Raw genomic sequence first — 22,196 nt, 5'->3', positions numbered from 1 at the left:
CACATGCAGCGGTCGTCGCTCACCAGACCTGCCGCTCCACCCGCCGCTGGCACTGTCACCCGACCCGCCGCTGGCACTGTCACCCGACCCGCCGCTGGCTGCCGCAGGACCGGGCACTACTTCTGAGGAACTCCCGAGCCGGTGGGGAGCGTCAGTAGCGCCGGATCCCGCTCACCGGCATCGCGTCGACCTTCTCGAGTTTCACCGGGACCCCGTAGGTCGGTGCGTGGAGGACGAGGCCGTCGCCGGCGTACATCCCGACGTGCGTCGCCCCCGGGTAGTAGATCACCAGGTCGCCCGGCTGGATGTCCGCCATGGCGACCGGAGATCCCGCCACCGCCTGCATCTGACTCGACCGGGGCAGCGACTTCCCTTCCTGTGCGTACGACCACACCATGAGTCCGGAACAGTCGAAAGAGGAGGGCCCGGTGGCACCCCACACGTACGGCGAACCGAGTCTGGTGAGAGCAGTGCGCAGAGCGGCCGTGTTGACCCCGTCCACGGGCGGGGCAACGTATCCCTCCGGCATGATCGGCCCGCCTGCCCAGATCGCCCGCTGGGCATCCGAGAGTGCGTCGACCCGGCGGCGCACCTCGTCCATACGGACGCGCATCTCGTCGGAACGCCTGTCCAGTTCATTGGTGCGGTCCTCGGCGTCCCGCGCGGCCGACCTCGCCTCCGCGGCCGCCACCGCCGCCTCCTCGCGAAGTCTCGTGGCTTCCGCCGACGCGGCCTTGGAGGCATCCAGTGCAGACGTGGTGGCGCCGGAGAGTCGCCTCAGTGCGTCGAGTCGTTGGACGAGATCCTCAGGACTTTCCGCCAGCACGGCGGCACGCGTCGCACCCGTGTCCCCTCCGCGGTAACGCATCGTCGCGAGATGGTCGACGATCGACTGGTCACGCCGGGCATCCCCTTCGGCCGCAGCGGCGAGCGCGCCGGCGACCCCGGCGGCCCGCTCACGTCGGTCCCGTTCGGCGATCGCCCCGTCCAGATCGGCGCGGGCTTTGTGCAGCTCCTCGCCGAGTGCTCCCGCCTCCTCGGAGAGTCGGGACAACTCCGCGAGGTCCTCACCGACCGCACCGTCGACCGCACCGTCGACCGCGCCGTCGACCGCGCCGTCGGACTCAGCCGGGTCTGCGGGATCAGCAACGGGCGACCCGGATTCCGCGGGCACGGGCGGAGTCGGTTGCGCGGAGGCGGCACCTCCGAACGTGAGCACCGTGACCATCGCCGTGGAGACAGCAGCGGCGGCGACCGAGGCGGCGCGGTGAGTACGGGTCATCGTCAAGGGTCGAACTCTCGAATCATCGGACGTGATGCCGGGGGCACCCCGGGAAAGAAGGGGCCAGACAAGGGATCGGGTGTCGAGATTCGGATGTTACATGCGACGAAGCCCCGCTGGTGCCGGTACGTGACCGGCATCAGCGGGGCTTCAGGCGACTGCGATTACCCGATCAGTAGTAGCGGGTCGCGCCGTAGAAAGGCATGGAGTCCAGCGGGGCGTAGCTCACGGAGGTGCCGGAGTACGGGGCGTGGACGACCTGACCGTTGCCGGCGTAGATACCGACGTGGCTCGCGCCGCCGTAGAAGGCGACGATGTCACCCGGCTGCAGGTCGGACTTGGCGACCGGGGTGCCGCCGCCGATCTGGGCCTGGCTGGTCCGCGGAATGGAGATGCCGGCCTGCTGGTAGGCCCACGAGGTGAGGCCGGAGCAGTCGAACGAGTTCGGGCCGGTGGCGCCCCACACGTAGGGCGAGCCCACGCGGGTCGACGCGGCGTCGAGGATCTTCTGGCCGGTGGAGACCTGCGGCGCGGGAGCGGCGAACTCCTGGACCGGCGCGGCGGCGATCTGCTGCAGACCGGCAGGAAGGGCGACGCCCTCGGGCACCTCGACGGTGACCTGGGCCGGCACGCCCGGCAGCCGGAGCTCGGCAGGGACCTCAACGGTCACGGGCGCGGCGGTGGCGGCACCGGAGGTGGCGACGGCCGCTCCGGCCGCGAGCAGTCCGGCGGCGGCGAAACGACGACCGGTCGAACTGGTCTTGATGCTGTGGGCTCCCACGAGAAGCTTTCCTCTTTCTTCCTGCGACACCGACCGGGTTAGCTGACGGGTTCGGACACGGAAGTCTGTCCTACGCCTTGAGGCCGTGTGGCCTCCGGGCGATTCACCCCAATAGTTCTTGGTTCCCCGGCGCACCTCGCGGTGCTTAGGTGTTGACCCCGGCCCCCGCCGGTGGGCGGGTGATGACTTCCGAGGTCTCGAAAAGGTTACGAAACCGTCTCGCTGAAGTCCAGCCACCCACTCACGCGGCGCTGTTCATCGCCAGAATCTCCACGTCGGTGAGCATCCCGACATCCAGCAGGACTCCGATCGCTGCTCGCACATCAGGCTCGAGAACATAGCCACATGACTCCTCCGACAGCCTGTCTACCTGTGCGTCCTCCGAGAACAGGACGTCTACGATGCATCCCTCACACCCACGGGGGCCGGCGGGGCACCCCGCACAGTCGACAGAGAGCATGATCTACCTCACAATCTGTACCGGGCGTGTTGCCCATCCGTTATCGCACCGCGATCAGCGATCTGATGCGCCTGTCGGACCGGACACTAGAAGCGGGGTACGACATCGTCTCTCCCGACGAGTCCCGGCGCGGTCGTGTCGTACCCCGGCGATATCGTCTGCCCATGCTCGGCTCGCCCTCCCGGACCTCGGCCGGAACCCGCACCGCGCCGTCGGTCGGCGTTCAGGCCGCATTCGACGACATCGAACCCCTCCTGTCAGAGGTGACCTTCGTCGTCGTCGACCTCGAGACCACCGGGACCAGCGCCGACGGCGACGAGATCACGGAGATCGGCGCCGTACGGGTCCGGGGCGGTGAGGTCCAGGCGGAGCTCTCGACCTTCGTGGCGATCGACGGCACCCTGCCCCGACACATCACCTCACTCACCGGCATCACACCCTCGGACCTGATCGATGCGCCCAGACTGCCGGAGGTCATGGCCACCTTCCTCGAGTTCTCCCGCGGCGCGGTGCTCGTCGCACACAACGCGCGGTTCGACCTGTCCTTCCTCCGCGCCGCCGCGGTGTCCACGGGCCACCAGTGGCCCGATCCCCCGTCCCTGTGCACCCTCGCCCTGGCCCGCCGCGTCCTGCACCGTGGCGAGACCCGGGGGCACAAGCTCGGGACACTCGCCGCCCACCTGGGCTCCACCGTCGAGCCGAACCACCGGGCACTGCAGGACGCCCGCGCGACCGTCGACGTCCTCCACGCCCTCATCTCACGAGTCGGCGACTGCGGGGTGTCCACCCTCTCCGAACTCAAGTCCTATGACGGCAGGCTCTCCCCGGAGGTCCGTAGGCGCGCCCATCTCACCGACGCGCTCACCGACGGGCCGGGCGTCTACGTCTTCCGCGACGAGACCGGCGTGCCCCTCTACGTCGGGTCCTCAGTGAACGTCCGGCGGCGCGCCCGGTCCTACTTCTCCGGCGGCGACACCCGCGGCCGGATGCGCACCATGGTCGGACTCGCTGCCTCCGTCGACGCGGTCCCGTGCGCACACCAGCTCGAGGCGTGGACGGTCGAGGAACAACTCATCGACTCCCTCCAGCCTCCGTTCAACCGCCGCTCGCGTGGCCCCCGTCGAGGTTGGTGGCTCAGCCCTCCCCGGGGGCGAGGGACCCGAGGACACGTCGAGAGGACGCCGGGGCACGACGCCGCGCTCGGGCAGTTCCGGCGAGCGGAGGACGCGCGGGAGGCGTGGTCGGACATCGTCGACGGTCACGGGGACATCTCCACAGAGCAGACCTGGGAGTCGCTCGTCTCCGGTCACGACTCGGAACCACTCCGCGCGACGATCGCGCGGGTGGACCAGCTCGCCGCAGACGGCGCGTTCGAGAGAGCGGCCCGACTGCGGGACCGGTGCGCCGTGCTCGTCCGGGTGCTCGCGCGGCAACAGGAGCTCGCGGCGACCGCATCACTGAGCGAGCTGGTCCTGGTCCAGGCCGGGGCACGGCGGACCTGGGAGGTCGCGGTGATCCGCCACGGACGACTGGCGGGCTCGGGAACAGTTCCCGCCGGGGCGTCGCCGATGCCGGTCATCACCTCCATCCGGGCCGCGGCTGCCACCGTCCGGCCCGGCCCCGGCCCGCTGTCCGGCGCCACCCCGGACCAGGTCCGTGCGGTGCACCGTTGGATCGACTCCACCCCCACGCGGATCGTGTCGATCGAGGGGGCCTGGTCACTACCGGTGGACGGGGCGTACCGCCTGACCGGGTGGGCCGACCGCGCAGAACGTGCCGCCGCGGAACACCGCGACCGCCCCGGACGGTGATCCGGGACCGACGCGAGATCAGGAATCGGCCGGGGTGCGGCCGGGGTGCGGCCGGGGGCCGCTCAGCGCCCCTGGCTCGCCTCGACCCACTTCTCGAGAAGCCGCGCGGCAGCGCCGCTGTCGATCGCCGTGGCGGCCCGGTCAATCGCCGCCCGCAGGACGGAAACCAGGTCCGCCCCGCGCTCGACACCGTCGAACGCCACGAGAGCTGCGGCCGAATTGAGCAGGACGGCGTCGCGGACCGGTCCCTTCACACCGGAGAGCAGATCACGGGCCACGCCCGCGTTGTGCTCGCCGTCCCCGCCTCGCAACTCCTCGATGGAGCAGGTCTGCATCCCGAAATCACCGGGCTCGATCGAATCCTCGTCAACGTGCCCGTCCGCGACCCGCAGAACACGGGTGGGACCGGTCATGGTGATCTCGTCGAGTCCGTCGGACCCACGGACGACGAGTGCGGACATCCCACGCCGCGCGAAGACCTCCGCCATCACGGGCATCAGGTTCTCGAACGCGCAGCCGATGAGATTCGCACTCGGCGCGGCCGGGTTGGTCAGCGGTCCCAACACGTTGAACACAGTGGGGATGCCGATCTCCTTGCGGGCGGTCGCGACGAACCGGAACGCCGGGTGGAACACCGGGGCGAAACAGAATCCGATTCCGACCTGCTCGAGGCAGCGTGCGACGTCCTCGGGACCGAGGTCGATCTTCACCCCCAGTGCCTCGAGGACATCGGCACCGCCGCTCTTGGACGACGCCGCGCGGCTCCCGTGTTTGGCGACGGGGACACCACACGCGCTGACGACAAGCGAGGACATGGTCGAGATGTTCACGGTTCCCTGGCGGTCACCGCCGGTCCCCACGATGTCGACGCACTCCCGCTGCGTCGGGACGCGTCGCGAGTACTCGAGCATCGTCGTCGCGAGGGCATCGAGCTCCGGACCGGTGACGCCCTTCATCTTGAGAGCCACGCCGAAGGCCGCGATCTGCGCGTCGGTCGCGACGCCCTCCATGATCCGGGACATCGCCCACCCGGCGTCCGCCGGCTCCAGGTCCTGCCCCTCGGTGAGCGCGCCGAGCACTCCGGGCCACGAGCGCCCCCCGTCGAACGCCGTCGTACTGCCCACGTGCACCGACCTCCTCGCACCAACTGACCGCGCGGCGCCACACCTCGGCGCCGACCATTCGCCGTCAATGGTGCCACCGAGACGCCCGGATGGATCGCCCACCCACCCCGTATACCGTGCAGTCCGATCGCTCGGACGAACGACTGAGAGAGCCCTGATAGGCCCTGCAAGGGGACGGAAAAGTGTGGTCCTCACGGCCACTTCCCAGACCGACCTGCGGAAACGCTGAGAAGACACGCCGATTTCGGGGGTCCATGCAGACTCCTCCCACCTCAGGGGTCATACTTGGGCACGTGACGAGCGCAGTAGATAACTCAGGATCGGCCATGGCCCAGCGTGTTCATTCGCTGAATCGGCCGAACATGGTCAGTGTGGGCACCATCATCTGGTTGTCCCAGGAGCTGATGTTCTTCGCGGGGCTGTTCGCGATGTACTTCGTCTCCAAGGCTAATTCGGGAGGTGACTGGCCTTCTTACCCCGTGCACCTGAACGTGCCGTTCGCCGTGACGATCACCGTCATCCTCGTGGCGTCGTCGTTCACCTGCCAGATGGGCGTGTTCGCTGCTGAGCAGGGTGATGTCTTCGGCCTCCGACGGTGGTACACGATCTCGGCCGTGATGGGCACGGTCTTCCTGGTCGGGCAGGCGTACGAGTACGCAGTCCTGGTCATGGAGGGCGTGACGATCTCGTCGAGCGTCTACGCCTCGGTCTTCTTCATCACCACGGGCTTCCACGGTCTCCACGTGGCCGCGGGTGTCATCGCCTTCGTCGTGCTCATCATGAGGACCACGATGTCGCGGTTCACCCCGGCACAGGCGACCGCGGCGATCGTCGTGTCGTACTACTGGCACTTCGTCGACGTGGTCTGGATCGGCCTCTTCGTCACCATCTACTTCATTCAGTAGTCAGCTGGCCGCAGGACGCCGCGTCCAGCAGGTCCCAACTCCAAAGGGAACTCACAATGAACTCACCTCTCCCACCCGCTGCGGATACGCCGGCGCCCGACCAGGCGCCGGATTCCTCGCGGACCACCTCCACCAAGCGGCGCCGCAAGGCGACCGGCGCGCTCGTCATCGCCGCCGGCCTCCTCGGCGCGGGAGCCATCGCCACAGCCGTGGTCCCCGAGCCGCAGGTCGCTACCGCGCAGCAGGACCAGGCAGCCCTCATCGCCGAGGGCAAGTCGATCTACGACGTCGCCTGCATCACCTGCCACGGGCAGAACCTCCAGGGTGTCGAGGACCGCGGTCCGTCGCTCGTGGGCGTCGGTGCGGGTTCGGTCTACTTCCAGGTGCACTCCGGACGTATGCCGGCCGCGGACAACGAGGCCCAGGCCGAGCGTAAGAAGCCGCGCTACAGCGAGCACCAGGTCGTCGCACTGGCCTCCTACGTCGACCAGTACGGCGGCGGACCGGGCATCGTCACCGACCCTGACGGCAGTATCGCCATGGAGAGCCTGCGCGGCGCATCCGGTGAGAGCCGCACCGAGGAGCTGGCCCGCGGTGGCGAGCTCTTCCGCCTCAACTGCGCGTCCTGCCACAACTTCACCGGCCGTGGCGGCGCCCTCTCGGGCGGAAAGTTCGCACCGATCCTGGACCCTGCGAACGAGCAGGAGATCTACCAGGCGATGCTCACCGGCCCCCAGAACATGCCCCGCTTCTCCGACCGTCAGCTGACGCCGGACGAGAAGAAGGACATCATCGCCTACATCAAGAACTCTGACTCCGCGGTCTCGCCCGGCGGCTACGGCCTGGGTGGCCTCGGCCCCGTCACCGAAGGTGTGGCCATGTGGCTTGTCGGCATCGTCGCCCTAATCGGCGCGACCCTGTGGATCGGATCCCGTTCATGAGTGAGACCCCCAAGAACCCGTCCCCTGCGGACCTGGACCGGATGAGCGACGACGAGCTCGTCCGTCTGGGTACCGAGCTCGACGAGGTCGACGTCAAGTTCCGTGGGGCCCGCTGGCCCGAGGGCGTCGAGACGCGCTCCGAGAAGCGCGCGGCACGAACCGTCACCACCTGGTTCGCACTCTCCGCGATCCTCGCCCTCGCGTTCGCCGTGGTCTACCTTTTCTGGCCCTGGGAGCACAAGGGTGAGGGCGAGAGCGGCTACTGGCTCTACATGGCCTACACCCCGCTCCTCGGTCTGACCATCGGCCTGTCGATCCTGTTCCTCGGGTTCGGCGCCGTGCAGTTCACCAAGAAGTTCATCCCCGAGGAGATCTCGGTCCAGACGCGTCATGACGGCGCGTCGGAGGAGCTCGACCGTCGCACGATCGTCGCCGAGCTCAACGACTCGTGGAAGACCTCGACCCTCGGCCGCCGAAAGGTCATGGGCGGTTTCCTCGGTGCGAGCGTCGGACTCATCGGACTCTCGGTCATCCTCCCGCTGGGCGGCATGGTCAAGAACCCGTGGAAGCGCGGACCGATGACCATCTCCGGTGACGGAACGCTGCACACCACCGGCTGGACCCTCGCCTCCGACAACCGTCCCGACGGCCTCCCGGCCGAGAAGGTCTACCTCGGTCGCGACACCGCCAAGGTGTTCCCCGACGGCCACGTGCCGGCCGGACAGAGCCGCCTGGAGCGCATCCACATCGACGATCTCGCCGCCGGAGCCCTCGAGTCCGTGTTCCCCCTCCCCGCCCACGCACTGGGCAACTTCGAAGAGGGCATGCACTCGATCCACGGTGCGCGTAACTCGGTCATGCTCATCCGCTTCCGTCCCGAGGACGCGGCACGGGTGATCAAGCGCAAAGGCCAGGAGAACTTCAACTACGGCGACATCTACGCCTACTCGAAGATCTGCACGCACCTCGCCTGCCCCACCTCGCTGTACGAGCAGCAGACCCACCGGTTCCTCTGCCCGTGCCACCAGTCGCAGTTCGATGCGCTCGAGTACGGCAAGCCGGTGTTCGGCCCCGCCGCGCGCGCACTGCCGCAGCTGCCCATCGCCGTGGACAGTGAGGGCTACCTCGTCGCCAACGGTGACTTCATCGAGCCCGTCGGGCCGGCATTCTGGGAGCGTCGTTCATGAGTAACAACAACCACCTCGCGACCGTCGGCAACAACCTCGACTCGCGATACACCATGGCCAAGGGCATGCGCCGGCAGATCAACAAGGTCTTCCCGACGCACTGGTCCTTCCTCCTGGGCGAGATCGCCCTGTACAGCTTCATCATCCTGCTGATCTCGGGTGTCTACCTCACCCTGTTCTTCGACCCCTCCATGTCGAAGGTGATCTACCAGGGTGCGTACGCGCCACTCAACGGCGTCGAGATGTCGCGCGCCTACGACACCGCGCTGGAGATCTCATTCGAGGTCCGCGGCGGACTCTTCGTCCGGCAGATCCACCACTGGGCGGCCCTGCTGTTCGTGGCCTCGATGGTCGTCCACATGCTCCGGATCTTCTTCACCGGCGCGTTCCGGCGTCCGCGTGAGGCCAACTGGGTCATCGGCTGTGTGCTGCTGCTCCTGGGCATCGTCGAGGGCTTCCTCGGCTACGGCCTCCCGGACGACCTCCTGTCCGGCACCGGCCTTCGGATCACCTCGGGCATCATCGTCGGACTCCCGGTCGTCGGCACCTGGATGCACTGGCTGATCTTCGGCGGCGACTTCCCCGGCATGATCATGATCCCGCGCTTCTACGTGCTGCACGTGCTGCTGATCCCGGCGATCATCCTGGCTCTCATCGCCGCGCACCTCGCGCTGGTCTGGTACCAGAAGCACACCCAGTTCCCGGGCGCCGGTCGTACCGAGAACAACGTCGTCGGTGTCCGCATCCTCCCGGTGTTCGCGGTCAAGTCGATCGCCTTCGGCGCCATCACGGTCGGCATCATCATGCTGTTCTCGGGCCTGTTCACGATCAACGCGATATGGAACCTGGGACCGTACAACCCGTCTCACATCTCGGCTGGTTCGCAGCCTGACTGGTACATGCTCTGGACTGAGGGCGGCGCCCGTGTGATGCCGGCCTGGGAGCTCTACCTCGGGCCGTACACCGTGCCCGCCGTGGTCTGGGTCGCCGTGATGCTCGGCGGCATGGTCGCCCTGATGTTCGCCTACCCGTGGCTCGAGGCCAAGTTCTCGGGCGACACCGCGCACCACAACCTGCTGCAGCGTCCTCGTGACGTGCCGGTGCGCACCGCCGCCGGAATGATGGCCATCACGTTCTACGTGATCCTGGTCCTGATGGGTTCCAACGACCTCATCGCGTACCACTTCGACATCTCGCTGAACGCCACCACGTGGGCCGGCCGAATCGGGCTGATCCTGCTGCCGCCGCTGGTCTACTTCTCGGTGTACCGCATCTGCCTGGGTCTGCAGCGTGCCGACCGCGAGGTGCTGGAGCACGGGATCGAGACCGGCATCATCATGCGGATGCCGCAGGGCGAGTTCATCGAGGTCCACCAGCCGCTCGGCGAGGTCGACGAGCACGGACACGCCGTCCCGCTCGAGTATGCCGGCGCGAAGGTGCCCAGCAAGATGAACCAGCTCGGTGCCGCCGGTCGCCCGCCGCACGGCGCGCTCTCGGCCGACCCGGCCGACGAGGCGACGCTGCTCGACAAGGCGAGCCACGACAAGCACGAGCGCGAGCATCACATGCTCACCACGCTGCAGGAGGAGAACCGTTCCCGCCGGGGCGGCGAGCACTGATCCCACCAGCACGCAGGCCGCGGGCCGGATCTCCACTCGGAGGTCCGGCCCGCAGTCTTCTTCCCCGCACCTCCCCGACAGGAGCGTCATGACCCCGCATGATCCACGCGCCGGGGCCGACGACACGCAGCCGGTCATCCTCACCGACGAGCTCCGACACGCACTCGCTCTTCTCCACGGAGGGCACGACCTGTTCCTCACAGGGAAGGCCGGAACGGGCAAGTCGACTCTCATCCGGCACTTCCTCGACGAGACGCAGCACGCGACACTCGTCGCCGCACCCACGGGAATCGCCGCGCTCAACGTGGGCGGCTACACCATCCACCGCCTGTTCGGCTTCCGCCCCGGCCACACGGTCGACCATGTCCGGAGCACGGAGTACCGCCCCGGACGCTTCGCCGGAGCACTCTCACGGGTCCGGACCCTCGTTCTCGACGAGGTGTCGATGATCCGGGCCGACGTGTTCGACATGATCGTGGTCGCACTGGAGCGATTCGGCCCCGACCCGACACTGCCGTTCGGAGGCGTGCAGCTCGTCCTGGTGGGTGACCTCTACCAGCTGCCGCCGGTCGTGACCACGAGCGACAGGGCCTGGTTCGGCCGCCTGTACGACACCCCGTACTTCTTCTCCGCACACCACTTCAGCCCCGAGTACTTCCCCACCGTCGACCTCACCCACGTGTTCCGCCAATCGGGAGATCCCGAACTGACCCGAATCCTCAACTCTCTCCGCGAGGGCGTCCTCGTCGGGCACGCACGCGAGAGACTCAACGAGCGCACCGACCCCGACTTCACTCCCCCGGACGACGAGTTCTGGCTGACCCTCACCACGACCAATCGGAGGGCCACCGCGCACAACAACCGCCGCCTGGAACGCCTCCCGGGTGCGGCGCTGTCACTGGAGGCCTCGGTCACCGGTGAGTTCGCGGAGTTCGAACCGCCGGCCTCCGAGATGGTCAGCATCAAGATCGGTGCCCAGATCATGATGCTGACCAACGACCCGCACGACCGGTGGGTGAACGGGACCATCGGACAGGTATTGGACGTCACACACGGACACCGCGACGGCCTGCGCGAGCGGGGCCCTGTCGTCGTCGTCGGATTCACCGGCGGTGACGTTGTCGAGGTCGAGCCCCACACCTGGGACATCACCCGCCCTGTCGCCTCGGGCGACGGGGTCCGACACGAGGTGATCGGCACCTACACCCAGTTCCCTCTCGCCCTGGCCTGGGCCATCACGATCCACAAGAGCCAGGGACAGACCCTCGACAGGCTCGTCGTGGATCTCGGCGGCGGGACGTTCGCGGCCGGTCAGCTGTACGTGGCGCTGAGCAGGTGCCGTTCCCTCGCCGGCCTGGTGCTCACCCGCCCCGTCACCGCCCGCGACCTTGTGACCGACCGGCGGATCACCCGCTTCCTCCGCTCCGCTGACCTCGACGGCCGGAAGCGACGGTACTGCGCCATCGCCGTCCTCACCGTCGGGGACGAGAGCACACGGTCACGACCGCGCCCAGTCGAGCTGGCGGTGGCGTTCGCCGACGGAACAGCGGTCTCCACGCTCATCAACCCCCGGCGAGACCTTGCCGCGGCCCGGTCCGACTACGGGATCTCCGCCTCCGATGTCGCGCTCGCACCCACACTCCTCGAGGCGTGGGCGATCCTCGCGCCCCTTCTGGACGGCCACACGCCGGTCGGAGTGGGAGTGGAGCAGACGCTCGGGCAGATCGAACACGAGCTCAGGAGACTCGGCAGTGCCACGCCTGTGCCACACGGGGTGGATCTCTCCTCGCCGCACCTCATCCCCGGCGAGCGGGCCCGGAGCCGGTCTGCGTCCGCGCTCACCCGGGCCCGGTCGGCGCTTGCCGCTCATTCACGCCTGTGGCCCCCGGACGGAGCGGCCGGGGAGTTCGACGCCGACCTGGTCGACGACGGCGAGATCGGGTATCTCCTGAGCCGTGACCAGGGGCACAGCACTCCGTGGAACCCAGCTCTCCCCCAGCTGTCCGCCATGGTGGAGGTCAGCGCGGAGGTGGGCGCGGCTCTGCTCGGTCTGCCCCGGGGTCAGGGCAGCTCGCCGCCGGTGGAGCTCACCGCGGGGGATCGTGAGCTCCACGTGGGCGCGCGGGCGCTGGTCGCCGAGCAACTCCGGTCGGCCGCCGCGCGTGTGCCGCTCACCGATGCCGTCCTGGCCCGACTGGAGGCGGCCGGGGACCTGCTCGGCGCGGACCTGACCAGGGGACTGCGACCGACCGCCCGCACTGAGGCAAGGGCGGTCCTCACCGCAGGTACCCGCTTGTGTTTCACCGGTAGCGCCCTGGACGACCGGGGTGAGGTGCTCTCCCGTCAGGACATGGAGGCTGTCGCGGTTCGCCACGGGCTCGAGCCGGTCTCGACCGTCACGAGGTCGCGCTGCGACGTGCTGGTCGTGGCCGAGCCGGGGACCCAGTCGACCAAGGCGCGCAACGCGCTGACGTGGGGGAAGCCGATCCTGACGGTGGCCGACTTCCTGGACTGGGCCCGAGGCAGGGACAGTGACGGGGTGTGAACGCCGCGGGCGCGAACGCCGCGGGCGCGGGCGCGGACACAGGCGCGTACAGGGACGAGGAGCCGGACGCAGACCCGGACGCCGTCTAGAGCTCGACGGGCAGCGGCTCGCCCGCCATGTCGGCCACCGCACGGAATGCCATCGACATTCCTGAACCCAGCGGCGTGCCCGGCCCGGGGTAGACCTCGCCCGAGACCGAGGCGGAAGAGTTTCCGGCGGCGTACAGACCCGGGATCGGATGGCCGTTCGTGCCCACCACACGGCCGTTGACATCGATCACCGCACCGCCCTTGGTGCCCAGGTCCCCGAGTACCAGGCGGACCGCGTGGAGGCGCTCCCCGCCGATGGGCTGCAGGCACTGCTGCGCTGTGGTGGCACCCAGGAAGAAGCGCCCGTACGGGTCCTCACCGCGGTGGAAATCCGTGTCCTCGCCCTTGGCGGCGAATCCGTTGAACCGGTCCACACTGCCGCGCAGCGCTGCCGGGTCGACCCCGATGGCCTCTGCCAGTTCCTCGACACTGCCCGCCGTGTGCCACAGCCCCGCCTCGCGGTGCTCGTCGGCATCCGGGGCCGGGATACAGATCGCGGGGAATCCGCCGCCCTCGGCGTCGTCGAACACGAACCAAAAGTCGTGGCCGGCGCCCGCCTGCATGCGAGCGCGCAGCTGGCGTCCCATCTGGTCGTACGGCAGGAGTTCGTTGGCGAACCGCTCTCCCCCGCTGTCGACGATGATGCCGGAGCGGAAGCCCAACGTGAACGCCGCGTGCCCGTTCGGGAACAGGGTCGCGGGGCACCACCAGGACTGGTCGAGGAGGTCGAGTTTGGCCCCCACGGCCTCGAACATGCGAACCACGTCCGACGAGCCGGTGTCTGGGTGCGAGGACGACCAGTCGGCCGTCGGCATCTGCTGCAGCTCGTCACGGAGCTCTGCCGACCGTTCGAAGCCCCCCGCCGCGACGAGGACGCCCCGTCGCGCCCCGAGGGTGCGTCGTTGCCCACCCTCGACGACGACGACGCCGACGGCCCGCCCGTCCTCGTCGGTGACCAGGTCGCTCACACCGCTGTTCAAGCGGAGTTCTGCGTTGTCCATGGCGTCGAGGGCCAGCACCAGGCGGGCGATCCAGGCACGGCCACCCTCCAGACGGGAGTTGTCCTCCGGCGCACCGAACTGGTCCACGGGCACCGGCGGGCGGATGTCGCGGGCCCGCTCGCCGATCTCCTCCCCCTTGACCGGCTTGGGATAGATGCTGCGCCCGACGTCCTGCCGGCCCGGGGCGTCGAAATAGTCCGGGAACGCCTGGAACCGCATGGGGATCCCGAGCTCGTCTTTCAGGTAGTCCACGACGGTGGGTCCGGTGTTGAGGAACGCGTCCTGGACCAGCAGATCGGTGCGGTTCCCCACGACCGACCTGAAGTACTCCCTGCCCCGCTCGACGGAGTCCTCGAGGCCCCCGTCGGTGAGGACCGAGTTACCGGGCAGCCACACGGCGCCGCCCGAGTAGGCGGAGGTCCCGCCGAACCGGTCGGTTTTCTCCACCAGACAGGTCGACAAGCCGCGACGTGCCGCGACGGCGGCGCCGAACATCGCGGCCACTCCCGAGCCCACCACCACTACGTCGAACTCGGCGTCGAATGTCTTGTCCTGCAGCACGGTTGTATCCTCACTGGTCATCGGTCATCCACGGGCGCCTGCCGCTGTGGGTATCGGCGCCGTAACTCTGTTCGCCAGCCTAGCCACCGGCGTACCTAAGTAGAACACGTTCCACATTTCGACTGCGACAAGGACCGGCGACTCCGCGATAATGGACTGCACTCCTAGTACGATCGCAGAGGCAGACGCACGTTCAATTTCCGTCCTGTGTCACCTCGACAGTCCACAGGACGACCACCCGAAAGGCAGTCCTTTGCGCCGCACTGTGTTCGACGACGACCACGAAGCCTTCCGCCAGACCCTTCGCTCCTTCATCGAGTCCGAGGTGACACCGCACTACGAGGACTGGTACGAGGCGGGACTCGTCCCCCGCGAGTTCTACTACAAGCTCGCCGACCTGGGACTGTTCGGGATCAGCGTCGACGAGGAGTACGGCGGCGCCGGGCTCGACTCCCACAAGTTCGAGGCCATTCAGATCGAGGAACTCACCCGCGCGGGCGTGACGTTCGGTGGCTCCAACGTCCACGTCTCCCTCTGTCTCCCGTACCTGAAGATGCTCGCCACCGACGAGCAGAAGCAGCGCTACTTCCCCAAGTTCGTCTCCGGCGAGGAGATGTGGGCGATCGCCATGACCGAGCCCGGTACCGGCTCGGACCTGGCGGGAATGAAGACCACCGCCAAGCTCTCCGAGGACGGAACTCACTACGTCCTCAACGGGTCCAAGACGTTCATCACCGGCGGTGTGCACGCCGACCGCGTGATCGTCTGCGCCCGCACCGCACCGCAGCGCGAGGACGATCGGCGCTTCGGCATCTCCCTGCTCGCGGTCCAGACGTCACTGGAGGGCTACGAGGTCGGCCGCAAGCTCGACAAGGTGGGACTCAAGACCTCCGACACCGCGGAACTGTCCTTCACCGACGTCAAGGTCCCGGTCGAAGACCTGCTCGGCGACGAGAACCGGGGGTTCAGCTACCTCGGGCAGAACCTGCCGTCGGAGCGCTGGGGCATCGCCTACGGCGCATACGGACAGGCCGCCGCGGCCGTGCAGTTCGCCAAGGACTACGTCCAGCAGCGCGAGGTGTTCGGCAAGACCGTCGCCTCGTTCCAGAACACCAAGTTCGAGCTCGCGGCCTGCCAGGCCAAGGTCGACGCCGCCCAGGCCGTCGCCGACCGCTCCCTCGAGGCGCTGGACGCCGGCGAGCTCAGTCCCGCCGAGGCGGCGTCCGCCAAGCTGTTCTGCACCGAGGTCGCCGCGGAGGTCATCGACCGCTGCCTGCAGCTCCACGGTGGCTACGGCTTCATCAACGAGTACCCGATCGCCCGCCTGTACTCGGACAACCGGGTCAACCGCATCTACGGCGGCACCAACGAGGTCATGAAGTCCATCATCGCCAAGGACATGGGCCTGTAGGTCCGTCAGCCGCCGGTAGCGCACCGGCCAGCTCGGGGCCCCGCCTGCACCACTGCAGGCGGGGCCCCGTCGTTCGCCCGGGCAGTGGCGATCCCCGCATCGGACAAGAGGGTTCTCCAGCATCTCCCCCGTCCCTGGTCCGGCGATGCGATAACCCCCGCAGTCTGGTGATGCGAGAAACCCCCGGCGCGGTGGGCGGCGGGGGTTCTCGGGAAGCTGCAGGTGTCGGAGCGCGTCAGTGCTTCTCGCGACCCCAGTGGTACTCGAAGACCAGACCACAGGTGGTGATGATCAGGAACGTGGCCGCGCCGATGAGCACCCACCAGTTCCAGAACGCCGCACCGAAACCGATGAGGAAGATCGAGAATGCCATGAGCAGCGGCCAGAGGCTGTGCGGGCTGAAGAAGCCCAGCTCGCCGGCGCCGTCAGAGACCTCGGCCTCCTCGTAGTCCTCGGGAAGCGTGCTGATCCGACGATTCACGAAGCGCAGGTAGCCGCCGACCAGCAGGCAGAGGCCCGCCGAGAGGATGAAGCAGGTGGTGCCGACCCACTCGACGCCGGTCCGGGAGTTACCGGTGAGGAAAGCGTATCCGACACCCATGATGGCCAGGAAGATGACCAGTCCGTCGAACATTCTTACTGTTGCGTTCATCGCTTATGGAGTCCTTCGCGTGATACCGGGAGAGACGTCAGTTGCCCGACGCGGTCTCGATGATGTTGTTCTGGTCACGCGTATCGCTTCGACCCGTCTTGAACGGCGACGTGGACGTGGCGTACGGCGCCTGGCCGATCTCCTGCAGCGCCTCGGCGTTGCTGGCCGTCGGGTTGTCCTGACGGAACTGGATGTACCGCTCGAAGTCCTCCGGCGAGACCGCACGGAGCTCGAAGTTCATCATCGCGTGGTAGACGCCGCACATCTCGGCGCACCGGCCGACGAACGCGCCCTCGCGCTCGATCTCCTCGATCTGGAACATGCTCAGCTGCTGGTTGCGGCCGGGCTGCGGCATGACGTCCCGCTTGAAGATGAACTCGGGGATCCAGAACGAGTGGATGACGTCAGCGGAGGCGAGACGGAACTCGATACGGCTGTTAGTCGGCAGAACCAGGACCGGGACCTCTTCAGAGGTACCGACGGTCTCCATCGTGTTGTAGTGCAGGTAGGACTTGTCCTCCGCGAGACGACCGTGGATCGGACCACCGGCGGCGGGCTTGCCCTCCTGACCGCGGGCCGCGCGCTCCTCGTCGGAGAGCACGCCGGCCTCCTCGGCCTGGCGGGTCGCCTCCTCGTTGGTGCCGTCCTCGATGTACATCCGGTCGTTGACCTGGACCTTGTTGTAGCCGAACTTCCAGTTCCACTGGAACGCGGTGACGTCGACACGCACGTCGACCTCGTCCTCCGGCTTGAGGTCGAGCACCTTGTTCTGGGTGATGACCGTGAAGTAGAAGAGGACCGAGATGATCACGAACGGAACGGCCGTGTAGATCAACTCGAGCGGCACGTTGTACGCGGTCTGCCGCGGGAACTCACCATTGTCGTTCTTCTTCTTGCGATGGAACGCCATCGTCCAGAAGATGAGGCCCCACACGAAGAAGCCGACGATCAGCGACGTGATGGCGGTTCCGGTCCAGAACTCACGGATCGCCGTGCCCTCCGGGGTGATCCCGGTGGGGAAACCGAAGTTGATCGTCTGGTTCCACCACTTGTTGTCGGTCTGGAGGCTACAACCGGACAACAGCAAGCCCAATGTGGCGAGCGACATCGCCAGTGTTGCCCTGCGCGTCCGACGACGCCCTGCACGCTGTTCCACCATCACGCCTTCCTGATCAGCGGCTCCGACCACATGGCCGGGACACCTTAGAAGAGTAGACCACGGCTCTCAGATTGGAAGCCGCGGGTCCGGCAATTCACCCGATGCGCCCCCGCGCCGTCTGCCGGAACCGCGTGGAACGCACGGACCAGTAGTATTCGAACCCGTCGCGAGGCGCGCAAGTTGGTCCGTGACACCCTGACCGACCGACGATCGACGAGGTACCCGACGTATGTGTGGCCTACTAGGTCTGCTGACCCCCGACGGCTCCGCCCGCACCCACGAACAACGGGTGCTCGACGCGATGGGCTGCCAGCGCCACCGGGGCCCCGACGAGGTCGGCACCTGGGCCGACGACGACGTCGCGTTCGGGTTCAACCGCCTGTCGATCATCGACATCAGCCATTCACACCAGCCCCTGCGCTGGGGGCCGCCGGAACAGCCGGATCGCTACGCACTCGTCTTCAACGGCGAGATCTACAACTACCTCGAACTCCGGACGGAGCTCGAGAACGAGCACGGCGCGACGTTCCGCACCGAGGGCGACGGAGAACCGATCGTGGTGGCCTTCCACCACTGGGGCCCCGCCGCGGTCCGCCGGCTCCGCGGGATGTTCGCGTTCGCCATCTGGGACACCGTCGAGCGCTCCCTCTTCGTGGCGCGTGACCCGTTCGGCATCAAGCCGCTGTACATCGCGACCGGTGAGCACGGGACGGTCTTCGCCAGCGAGAAGAAGTCCGTGAGCGAACTGCTCGACCTCGTCGTCGTCGACACCTCCCTCGACACCCGCGCCCTGCAGCACTACGTCACCCTCCAGTACGTCCCGGAAGACGAGTCCCTCACGCGCGGCGTGAGGCGCCTGGAGTCGGGCTGCCACGCGACCCTCACCCCGGGCGCCGCGCCCGTCATCGAGCGGTACTTCGAACCCACCTTCCCCGTCGTGCCCGTCGCCGACGGCGACGCCGAGCGCCGCTACGACGAGGTCGCCGCCGCCCTCGAGGACTCGGTCGCCAAGCACATGCGCGCCGACGTCACCGTCGGCTCGTTCCTCTCCGGCGGCATCGACTCGACCGCCATTGCCGCACTCGCGCGCCGGCACAACGAGAACCTGCTGACCTTCACCACCGGGTTCGAGCGCGAGGGCTACTCGGAGATCGACGTGGCCGCCGAGTCCGCCGCGGCCATCGGCGTGGAACACATCGTCAAGGTGGTCTCCCCCGAAGAGTTCGCCGCCGCGATCCCCGAGATCATCTGGTATCTCGACGAGCCCGTCGCCGACCCGGCCCTGGTCCCCCTCTACTTCGTCGCCCGCGAGGCACGCAAGCACGTCAAGGTGGTCCTGTCCGGCGAGGGCGCCGACGAACTGTTCGGCGGCTACACCATCTACAAGGAACCGCTCTCCCTCGCGCCGTTCGAGAAGATCCCCGGCGGCCTGCGCCGCGCGCTCGGCCGGGCCAGCACCAAGATCCCCGAGGGCACCCGCGGCAAGGGCCTCCTGCACCGCGGCTCGATGAGCCTCGAGGACCGCTACTACGGCAACGCGCGGTCGTTCTCCGAGGACCAGGTCCGCTCCGTCCTGCGCGAGTACCGCCCCGAGTGGGGGCACCAGGACGTGACCGCCCCGATCTACGAGCGCTCGCGGGGCTGGGACCCGGTCGCGCGGATGCAGCACCTCGACCTTTTCACGTGGCTGCGCGGCGACATCCTCGTCAAGGCCGACAAGGTCACCATGGCCAACTCGCTCGAACTCCGGGTGCCGTTCCTCGACCGAGAGGTATACGAGGTGGCCTCCCGCCTGCCGCACACCGAGAAGGTCGCCCACGGCACCACCAAGTACGCGCTCCGCAAGGCACTCGAGCGGATCGTCCCTGCGCACGTCCTGCACCGGCGCAAGCTCGGCTTCCCCGTGCCGACCCGCCACTGGCTGGCCGGTCCGGAGCTGCACGACTGGGCCCGCGAGCACGTGATGGCCTCCGGGACCGACGAGTACGTCGACAAGGCCGCCGTGCTGCGGATGCTCGACGAGCACCGCGACGGCGTCTCCGACCACAGCCGCCGAATCTGGACGATGCTCTGCTTCATGATCTGGCACGGCATCTTCGTCGAGGGCCGGATCGTGCCGGACATCGAGCAGCGCGACTACCCGGTCCGGCTCTAACCGGCGTCGAGTCCCGCGCGACTCTGCCGGTCGAGCCCCACGCTAGCTGGCCGAATCCCCCGTGCGAACCGTCAGCCGTCACTCCGGTCAGCATTCCCCCAGGTCGGAATTCGCCAAACCGTACCGGAGTGACGGCTCACTACTAAAAGGCGCTCGCCGGGTGAGAGGCGGCCGCCGACGGCTCGCAGGAGGCGGCAGGCGGCCCGGCGCCTACACCTCGGACGCGACTACACCGCGAGCATCAGCCAGGCATCAGCCCGGCAGCAGCGCGGCGAGCTCCGCGGCGGCGTCCGCGCCGTAGGCGTCGACGAGTCGGCGGCGGGCGGAGACCGGATCGATCGTCCACTCCTGGGTTCCGGTGGTCTCCAGGACGTGCGTGGCGATGAGGGCGCCGAACTGGGCCGAACGCTCCAGCGAGTACCCGTCGGTCACACCGCTGAGGAAACCCGCACGGAACGCGTCACCGACACCGGTCGGGTCGAGCAGGTTGTCAGAAGGCACGATCCCGACCTCGATCGGCTCGGCGCCGGACTCCACGATCACGACGCCCTTGCCGCCGCGCGTGGTGACGCGGGTACCGACCTTGGAGTCGAGCTCCTCGGGGGTCCAGCCGGTCTTGGTGAGCAGGAGTTCGTACTCGTACTCGTTCGTGAACAGGTACCGGGCACCGTCGACCAGCGCCGCAGCAGCCTCACCGTCGAGGAACGCGAGCTGCTGGGAGGGGTCGGCCGCGAAGTCCAGGCCCAGCTCACGGCACTCCGCGGTGTGCGAGTGCATCGCGGTGGGGTCATTGGCTCCGATGAGAACCAGCTCGGGGCGGCCGATGCGCTCGACCAGGCTCGCGAGGGAGATGGTCGACGCCTCGGTCATCGCGCCCGGGTAGAAGGACGCGAGCTGCGCCATCTCCGAATCAGTGGTGCACACGAACCGGGCGGTGTGGAGCGCGGTGCTGATGTGCACGGCTGAGCAGTCCACGCCGTGGCTCTCGAGCCAGGCCTTGTAGTCGGCGAAGTCCTCGCCCGCGGCGCCGACGAGGTGCGGCTGCTGGCCCAGGACGCCGAGCGCGAACGCGATGTTGCCGCCCACGCCTCCGCGACGGATCTGCAGGGAGTCGACCAGGAAACTCAGCGAGACGTGCGCGAGCTGGTCAGGCAGGAGCTGCTCGGAGAACTTCCCCGAGAAGGTCATGAGGTGGTCGGTGGCGATGGAACCGGTAATGACGACGGACATGCCCCAGACAGTAGACGACCCGGACCGATACGCAGTCGGTCCGGGTCGTCGTGATGACCGTGAGGTCAGTTGAACGAGTCACCGCAGGCGCACGAGCCGGTCGCCTGGGGGTTGTCGATCGTGAAGCCCTGCTTCTCGATGGTGTCGACGAAGTCGATCGAGGCACCGGTGAGGTACGGGACGCTCATACGGTCAACGGCGAGCTTCACACCGCCGAAGTCGTCCACCACGTCGCCGTCGAGCGAGCGGTCGTCGAAGAAGAGCTGGTAGCGCAGGCCGGCGCAGCCACCGGGCTGGACGGCGATCCGCAGCGACAGGTCATCGCGACCCTCCTGCTCGAGCAGCGCCTTGGCCTTGGACGCGGCAGCGTCGGTGAGCAGTACGCCGGTGGCGGTGTTCTCCGCAGTGGTCATGTCGGTTCTCCTTGCGGTCCGAGAGGATTCGGGGACGTCGTGCATGGTGCAACGCCCTACCGGGAGCCTTCTATTCCCGGGCGCCCGTTCCCTCGCCCACGATACGCCTCCTATCACGCATGGGTGAATGTCCGGCCTCGCATCCGATCGCCTAGCCTTGACTGTGTGAAGTTGCGCGCATTCGGCTCCAGAGACGACGAGAACCAGCAGGGTTCTCCCACACCCGAGGCCCGGCCCGAGCCGGAGACCCCCGAGGCGGAGGTCGTCGACCCGAGAAAGCCTGCCGGCAAGGGCAAGCCCACGCCGAAGCGGCGGGACCAGGAGCGTGCCCGCGGTTTGCGCCAGGGCCCGGTCACCGCGCCGGTCACGCGCAAGGAGGCCCGGGAGCGCCGCAAGGCGGCCGAGGCCAGCATGTCCAAGGAGGAGCGCAAGGCCAACCGGGCCGCGGAGCGTGCCGCCCGCGAGGAGCGCCGTCAACTCATGATGGAGGGCGACGACCGGTACGTCCTCTCCCGCGACCGGGGCGAGGTCCGCCGTTTCGCGCGCGACTGGGTGGACACCCACCGTCGTCTCATCAACTTCTTCATGCCGCTCGCGCTGTTCGTGATCATCTTCCAGCTCATCCCGGATCCGACGCTGATGATGTACAGCCAGACCCTGTTCCTGGTGCTCATCGCGGTGGTGATCATCGACGGGATCCTCCTCGGCCGCACCGTCAACGCGGCGGTCCGGGAGCGCTTCCCCGACACCGAGGACACAGGCTTCGGTATGGGCTGGTACGCGGTCATGCGTGCCACGCAGCCCCGCATGCTCCGGACTCCCAAGCCGCGTGTCCGTCCGGGCGACGCCATCTGAGCACTGTACCTCCCC

Annotated in this window: 18 protein-coding genes and 1 riboswitch; of the genes, 9 read left to right on the top strand and 9 right to left on the bottom strand. The window is 68.1% G+C overall.

Annotated elements, in window-relative coordinates; genetic code table 11:
- Positions 1-151 precede the first annotated feature (151 nt).
- The 3 genes from OPF83_RS03740 to OPF83_RS03730 all read right to left on the bottom strand — a co-directional run bounded on the left by OPF83_RS03740 (position 152) and on the right by OPF83_RS03730 (position 2,523).
- A complete protein-coding gene (locus tag OPF83_RS03740) occupies positions 152-1,282 on the bottom strand; it encodes an NlpC/P60 family protein (RefSeq protein WP_264885862.1) in 1,131 nt (376 codons plus the stop codon).
- A 172-nt stretch (positions 1,283-1,454) separates the two neighbouring features.
- On the bottom strand, positions 1,455-2,063 hold the full coding sequence (locus OPF83_RS03735) for a C40 family peptidase (RefSeq protein WP_264885861.1): 609 nt from the start codon (positions 2,061-2,063) through the stop codon (positions 1,455-1,457).
- A 12-nt stretch (positions 2,064-2,075) separates the two neighbouring features.
- A riboswitch (cyclic di-AMP (ydaO/yuaA leader) is annotated at positions 2,076-2,225 on the bottom strand.
- 79 nt (positions 2,226-2,304) lie between these two features.
- Positions 2,305-2,523, bottom strand: coding sequence for a hypothetical protein (locus tag OPF83_RS03730; protein WP_264885860.1), 219 nt, complete (start codon positions 2,521-2,523; stop codon positions 2,305-2,307).
- 164 nt (positions 2,524-2,687) lie between these two features.
- Between OPF83_RS03730 and OPF83_RS03725 the strand changes: the two genes are divergently transcribed.
- A complete protein-coding gene (locus OPF83_RS03725; protein WP_264885859.1) occupies positions 2,688-4,334 on the top strand; it encodes a DEDD exonuclease domain-containing protein in 1,647 nt (548 codons plus the stop codon).
- Between the two features lie 62 nt (positions 4,335-4,396).
- Here OPF83_RS03725 and trpD read toward each other — a convergent pair whose 3' ends face one another.
- On the bottom strand, positions 4,397-5,458 hold the full coding sequence (gene trpD / locus OPF83_RS03720; RefSeq protein ID WP_264885858.1) for an anthranilate phosphoribosyltransferase: 1,062 nt from the start codon (positions 5,456-5,458) through the stop codon (positions 4,397-4,399).
- 293 nt (positions 5,459-5,751) lie between these two features.
- On the opposite strand from trpD, the gene OPF83_RS03715 reads away from it, so the two are divergent.
- The 5 genes from OPF83_RS03715 to OPF83_RS03695 all read left to right on the top strand — a co-directional run bounded on the left by OPF83_RS03715 (position 5,752) and on the right by OPF83_RS03695 (position 12,655).
- The gene (locus tag OPF83_RS03715; protein ID WP_264885857.1) at positions 5,752-6,363 is read left to right on the top strand and encodes a heme-copper oxidase subunit III; all 612 of its coding nucleotides are present in this window, start codon (positions 5,752-5,754) and stop codon (positions 6,361-6,363) included.
- A 56-nt stretch (positions 6,364-6,419) separates the two neighbouring features.
- On the top strand, positions 6,420-7,304 hold the full coding sequence (locus tag OPF83_RS03710) for a c-type cytochrome (RefSeq protein ID WP_264885856.1): 885 nt from the start codon (positions 6,420-6,422) through the stop codon (positions 7,302-7,304).
- A complete protein-coding gene (locus OPF83_RS03705; RefSeq protein ID WP_264885855.1) occupies positions 7,301-8,491 on the top strand; it encodes a ubiquinol-cytochrome c reductase iron-sulfur subunit in 1,191 nt (396 codons plus the stop codon). The genes OPF83_RS03710 and OPF83_RS03705 overlap by 4 nt, the downstream gene beginning before the upstream one ends.
- On the top strand, positions 8,488-10,110 hold the full coding sequence (locus OPF83_RS03700) for a cytochrome bc complex cytochrome b subunit (RefSeq protein ID WP_264885854.1): 1,623 nt from the start codon (positions 8,488-8,490) through the stop codon (positions 10,108-10,110). The genes OPF83_RS03705 and OPF83_RS03700 overlap by 4 nt, the downstream gene beginning before the upstream one ends.
- Before the next feature lie 88 nt (positions 10,111-10,198).
- Positions 10,199-12,655 (top strand): AAA family ATPase, encoded by a 2,457-nt coding sequence (locus OPF83_RS03695; RefSeq protein WP_264885853.1) that lies wholly within the window; start codon positions 10,199-10,201, stop codon positions 12,653-12,655.
- An 85-nt stretch (positions 12,656-12,740) separates the two neighbouring features.
- On the opposite strand, the gene OPF83_RS03690 is transcribed toward OPF83_RS03695, so the two are convergent.
- A complete protein-coding gene (locus OPF83_RS03690) occupies positions 12,741-14,327 on the bottom strand; it encodes an FAD-binding protein (RefSeq protein WP_264885852.1) in 1,587 nt (528 codons plus the stop codon).
- A gap of 232 nt (positions 14,328-14,559) precedes the next feature.
- Between OPF83_RS03690 and OPF83_RS03685 the strand changes: the two genes are divergently transcribed.
- Positions 14,560-15,717, top strand: coding sequence for an acyl-CoA dehydrogenase family protein (locus OPF83_RS03685; protein ID WP_264885851.1), 1,158 nt, complete (start codon positions 14,560-14,562; stop codon positions 15,715-15,717).
- A gap of 235 nt (positions 15,718-15,952) precedes the next feature.
- Here the strand turns inward: OPF83_RS03685 and OPF83_RS03680 are convergent, their stop codons facing one another.
- Together OPF83_RS03680 and OPF83_RS03675 are read right to left on the bottom strand one after the other, a co-directional pair.
- Positions 15,953-16,369: a cytochrome c oxidase subunit 4 gene (locus tag OPF83_RS03680; RefSeq protein WP_264885850.1), complete on the bottom strand. Its 417-nt coding sequence runs from the start codon at positions 16,367-16,369 to the stop codon at positions 15,953-15,955.
- Positions 16,370-16,406: 37 nt separating this feature from the next.
- Positions 16,407-17,528 carry a cytochrome c oxidase subunit II gene (locus OPF83_RS03675; RefSeq protein ID WP_264885849.1) on the bottom strand — a complete coding sequence of 374 codons (1,122 nt, stop codon included), beginning with the start codon at positions 17,526-17,528 and terminating at the stop codon, positions 16,407-16,409.
- A 229-nt stretch (positions 17,529-17,757) separates the two neighbouring features.
- On the opposite strand from OPF83_RS03675, the gene asnB reads away from it, so the two are divergent.
- Positions 17,758-19,683, top strand: a complete 1,926-nt coding sequence (gene asnB / locus OPF83_RS03670) for an asparagine synthase (glutamine-hydrolyzing) (protein WP_264885848.1) — start codon at positions 17,758-17,760, stop codon at positions 19,681-19,683.
- Between the two features lie 252 nt (positions 19,684-19,935).
- Here asnB and OPF83_RS03665 read toward each other — a convergent pair whose 3' ends face one another.
- Complete coding sequence (locus OPF83_RS03665; protein ID WP_264885847.1) at positions 19,936-20,913, bottom strand: carbohydrate kinase family protein; 978 nt, start codon at positions 20,911-20,913, stop codon at positions 19,936-19,938.
- A 65-nt stretch (positions 20,914-20,978) separates the two neighbouring features.
- Positions 20,979-21,326: an iron-sulfur cluster assembly accessory protein gene (locus tag OPF83_RS03660; protein WP_264885846.1), complete on the bottom strand. Its 348-nt coding sequence runs from the start codon at positions 21,324-21,326 to the stop codon at positions 20,979-20,981.
- A 165-nt stretch (positions 21,327-21,491) separates the two neighbouring features.
- Here OPF83_RS03660 and OPF83_RS03655 point away from each other — a divergent pair, with 165 nt between their 5' ends.
- Entirely contained in the window at positions 21,492-22,181 is a 690-nt protein-coding gene (locus OPF83_RS03655) for a DUF3043 domain-containing protein (RefSeq protein ID WP_264885845.1), read from the top strand.
- Positions 22,182-22,196: the final 15 nt, after the last annotated feature.

The organism is Dietzia sp. NCCP-2495, from assembly GCF_026011735.1.
GTDB lineage: Bacteria > Actinomycetota > Actinomycetes > Mycobacteriales > Mycobacteriaceae > Dietzia.
The sequence above is the reverse complement of the archived record's forward strand: the minus strand, read 5'-3'. Positions and strand labels throughout refer to the sequence as shown.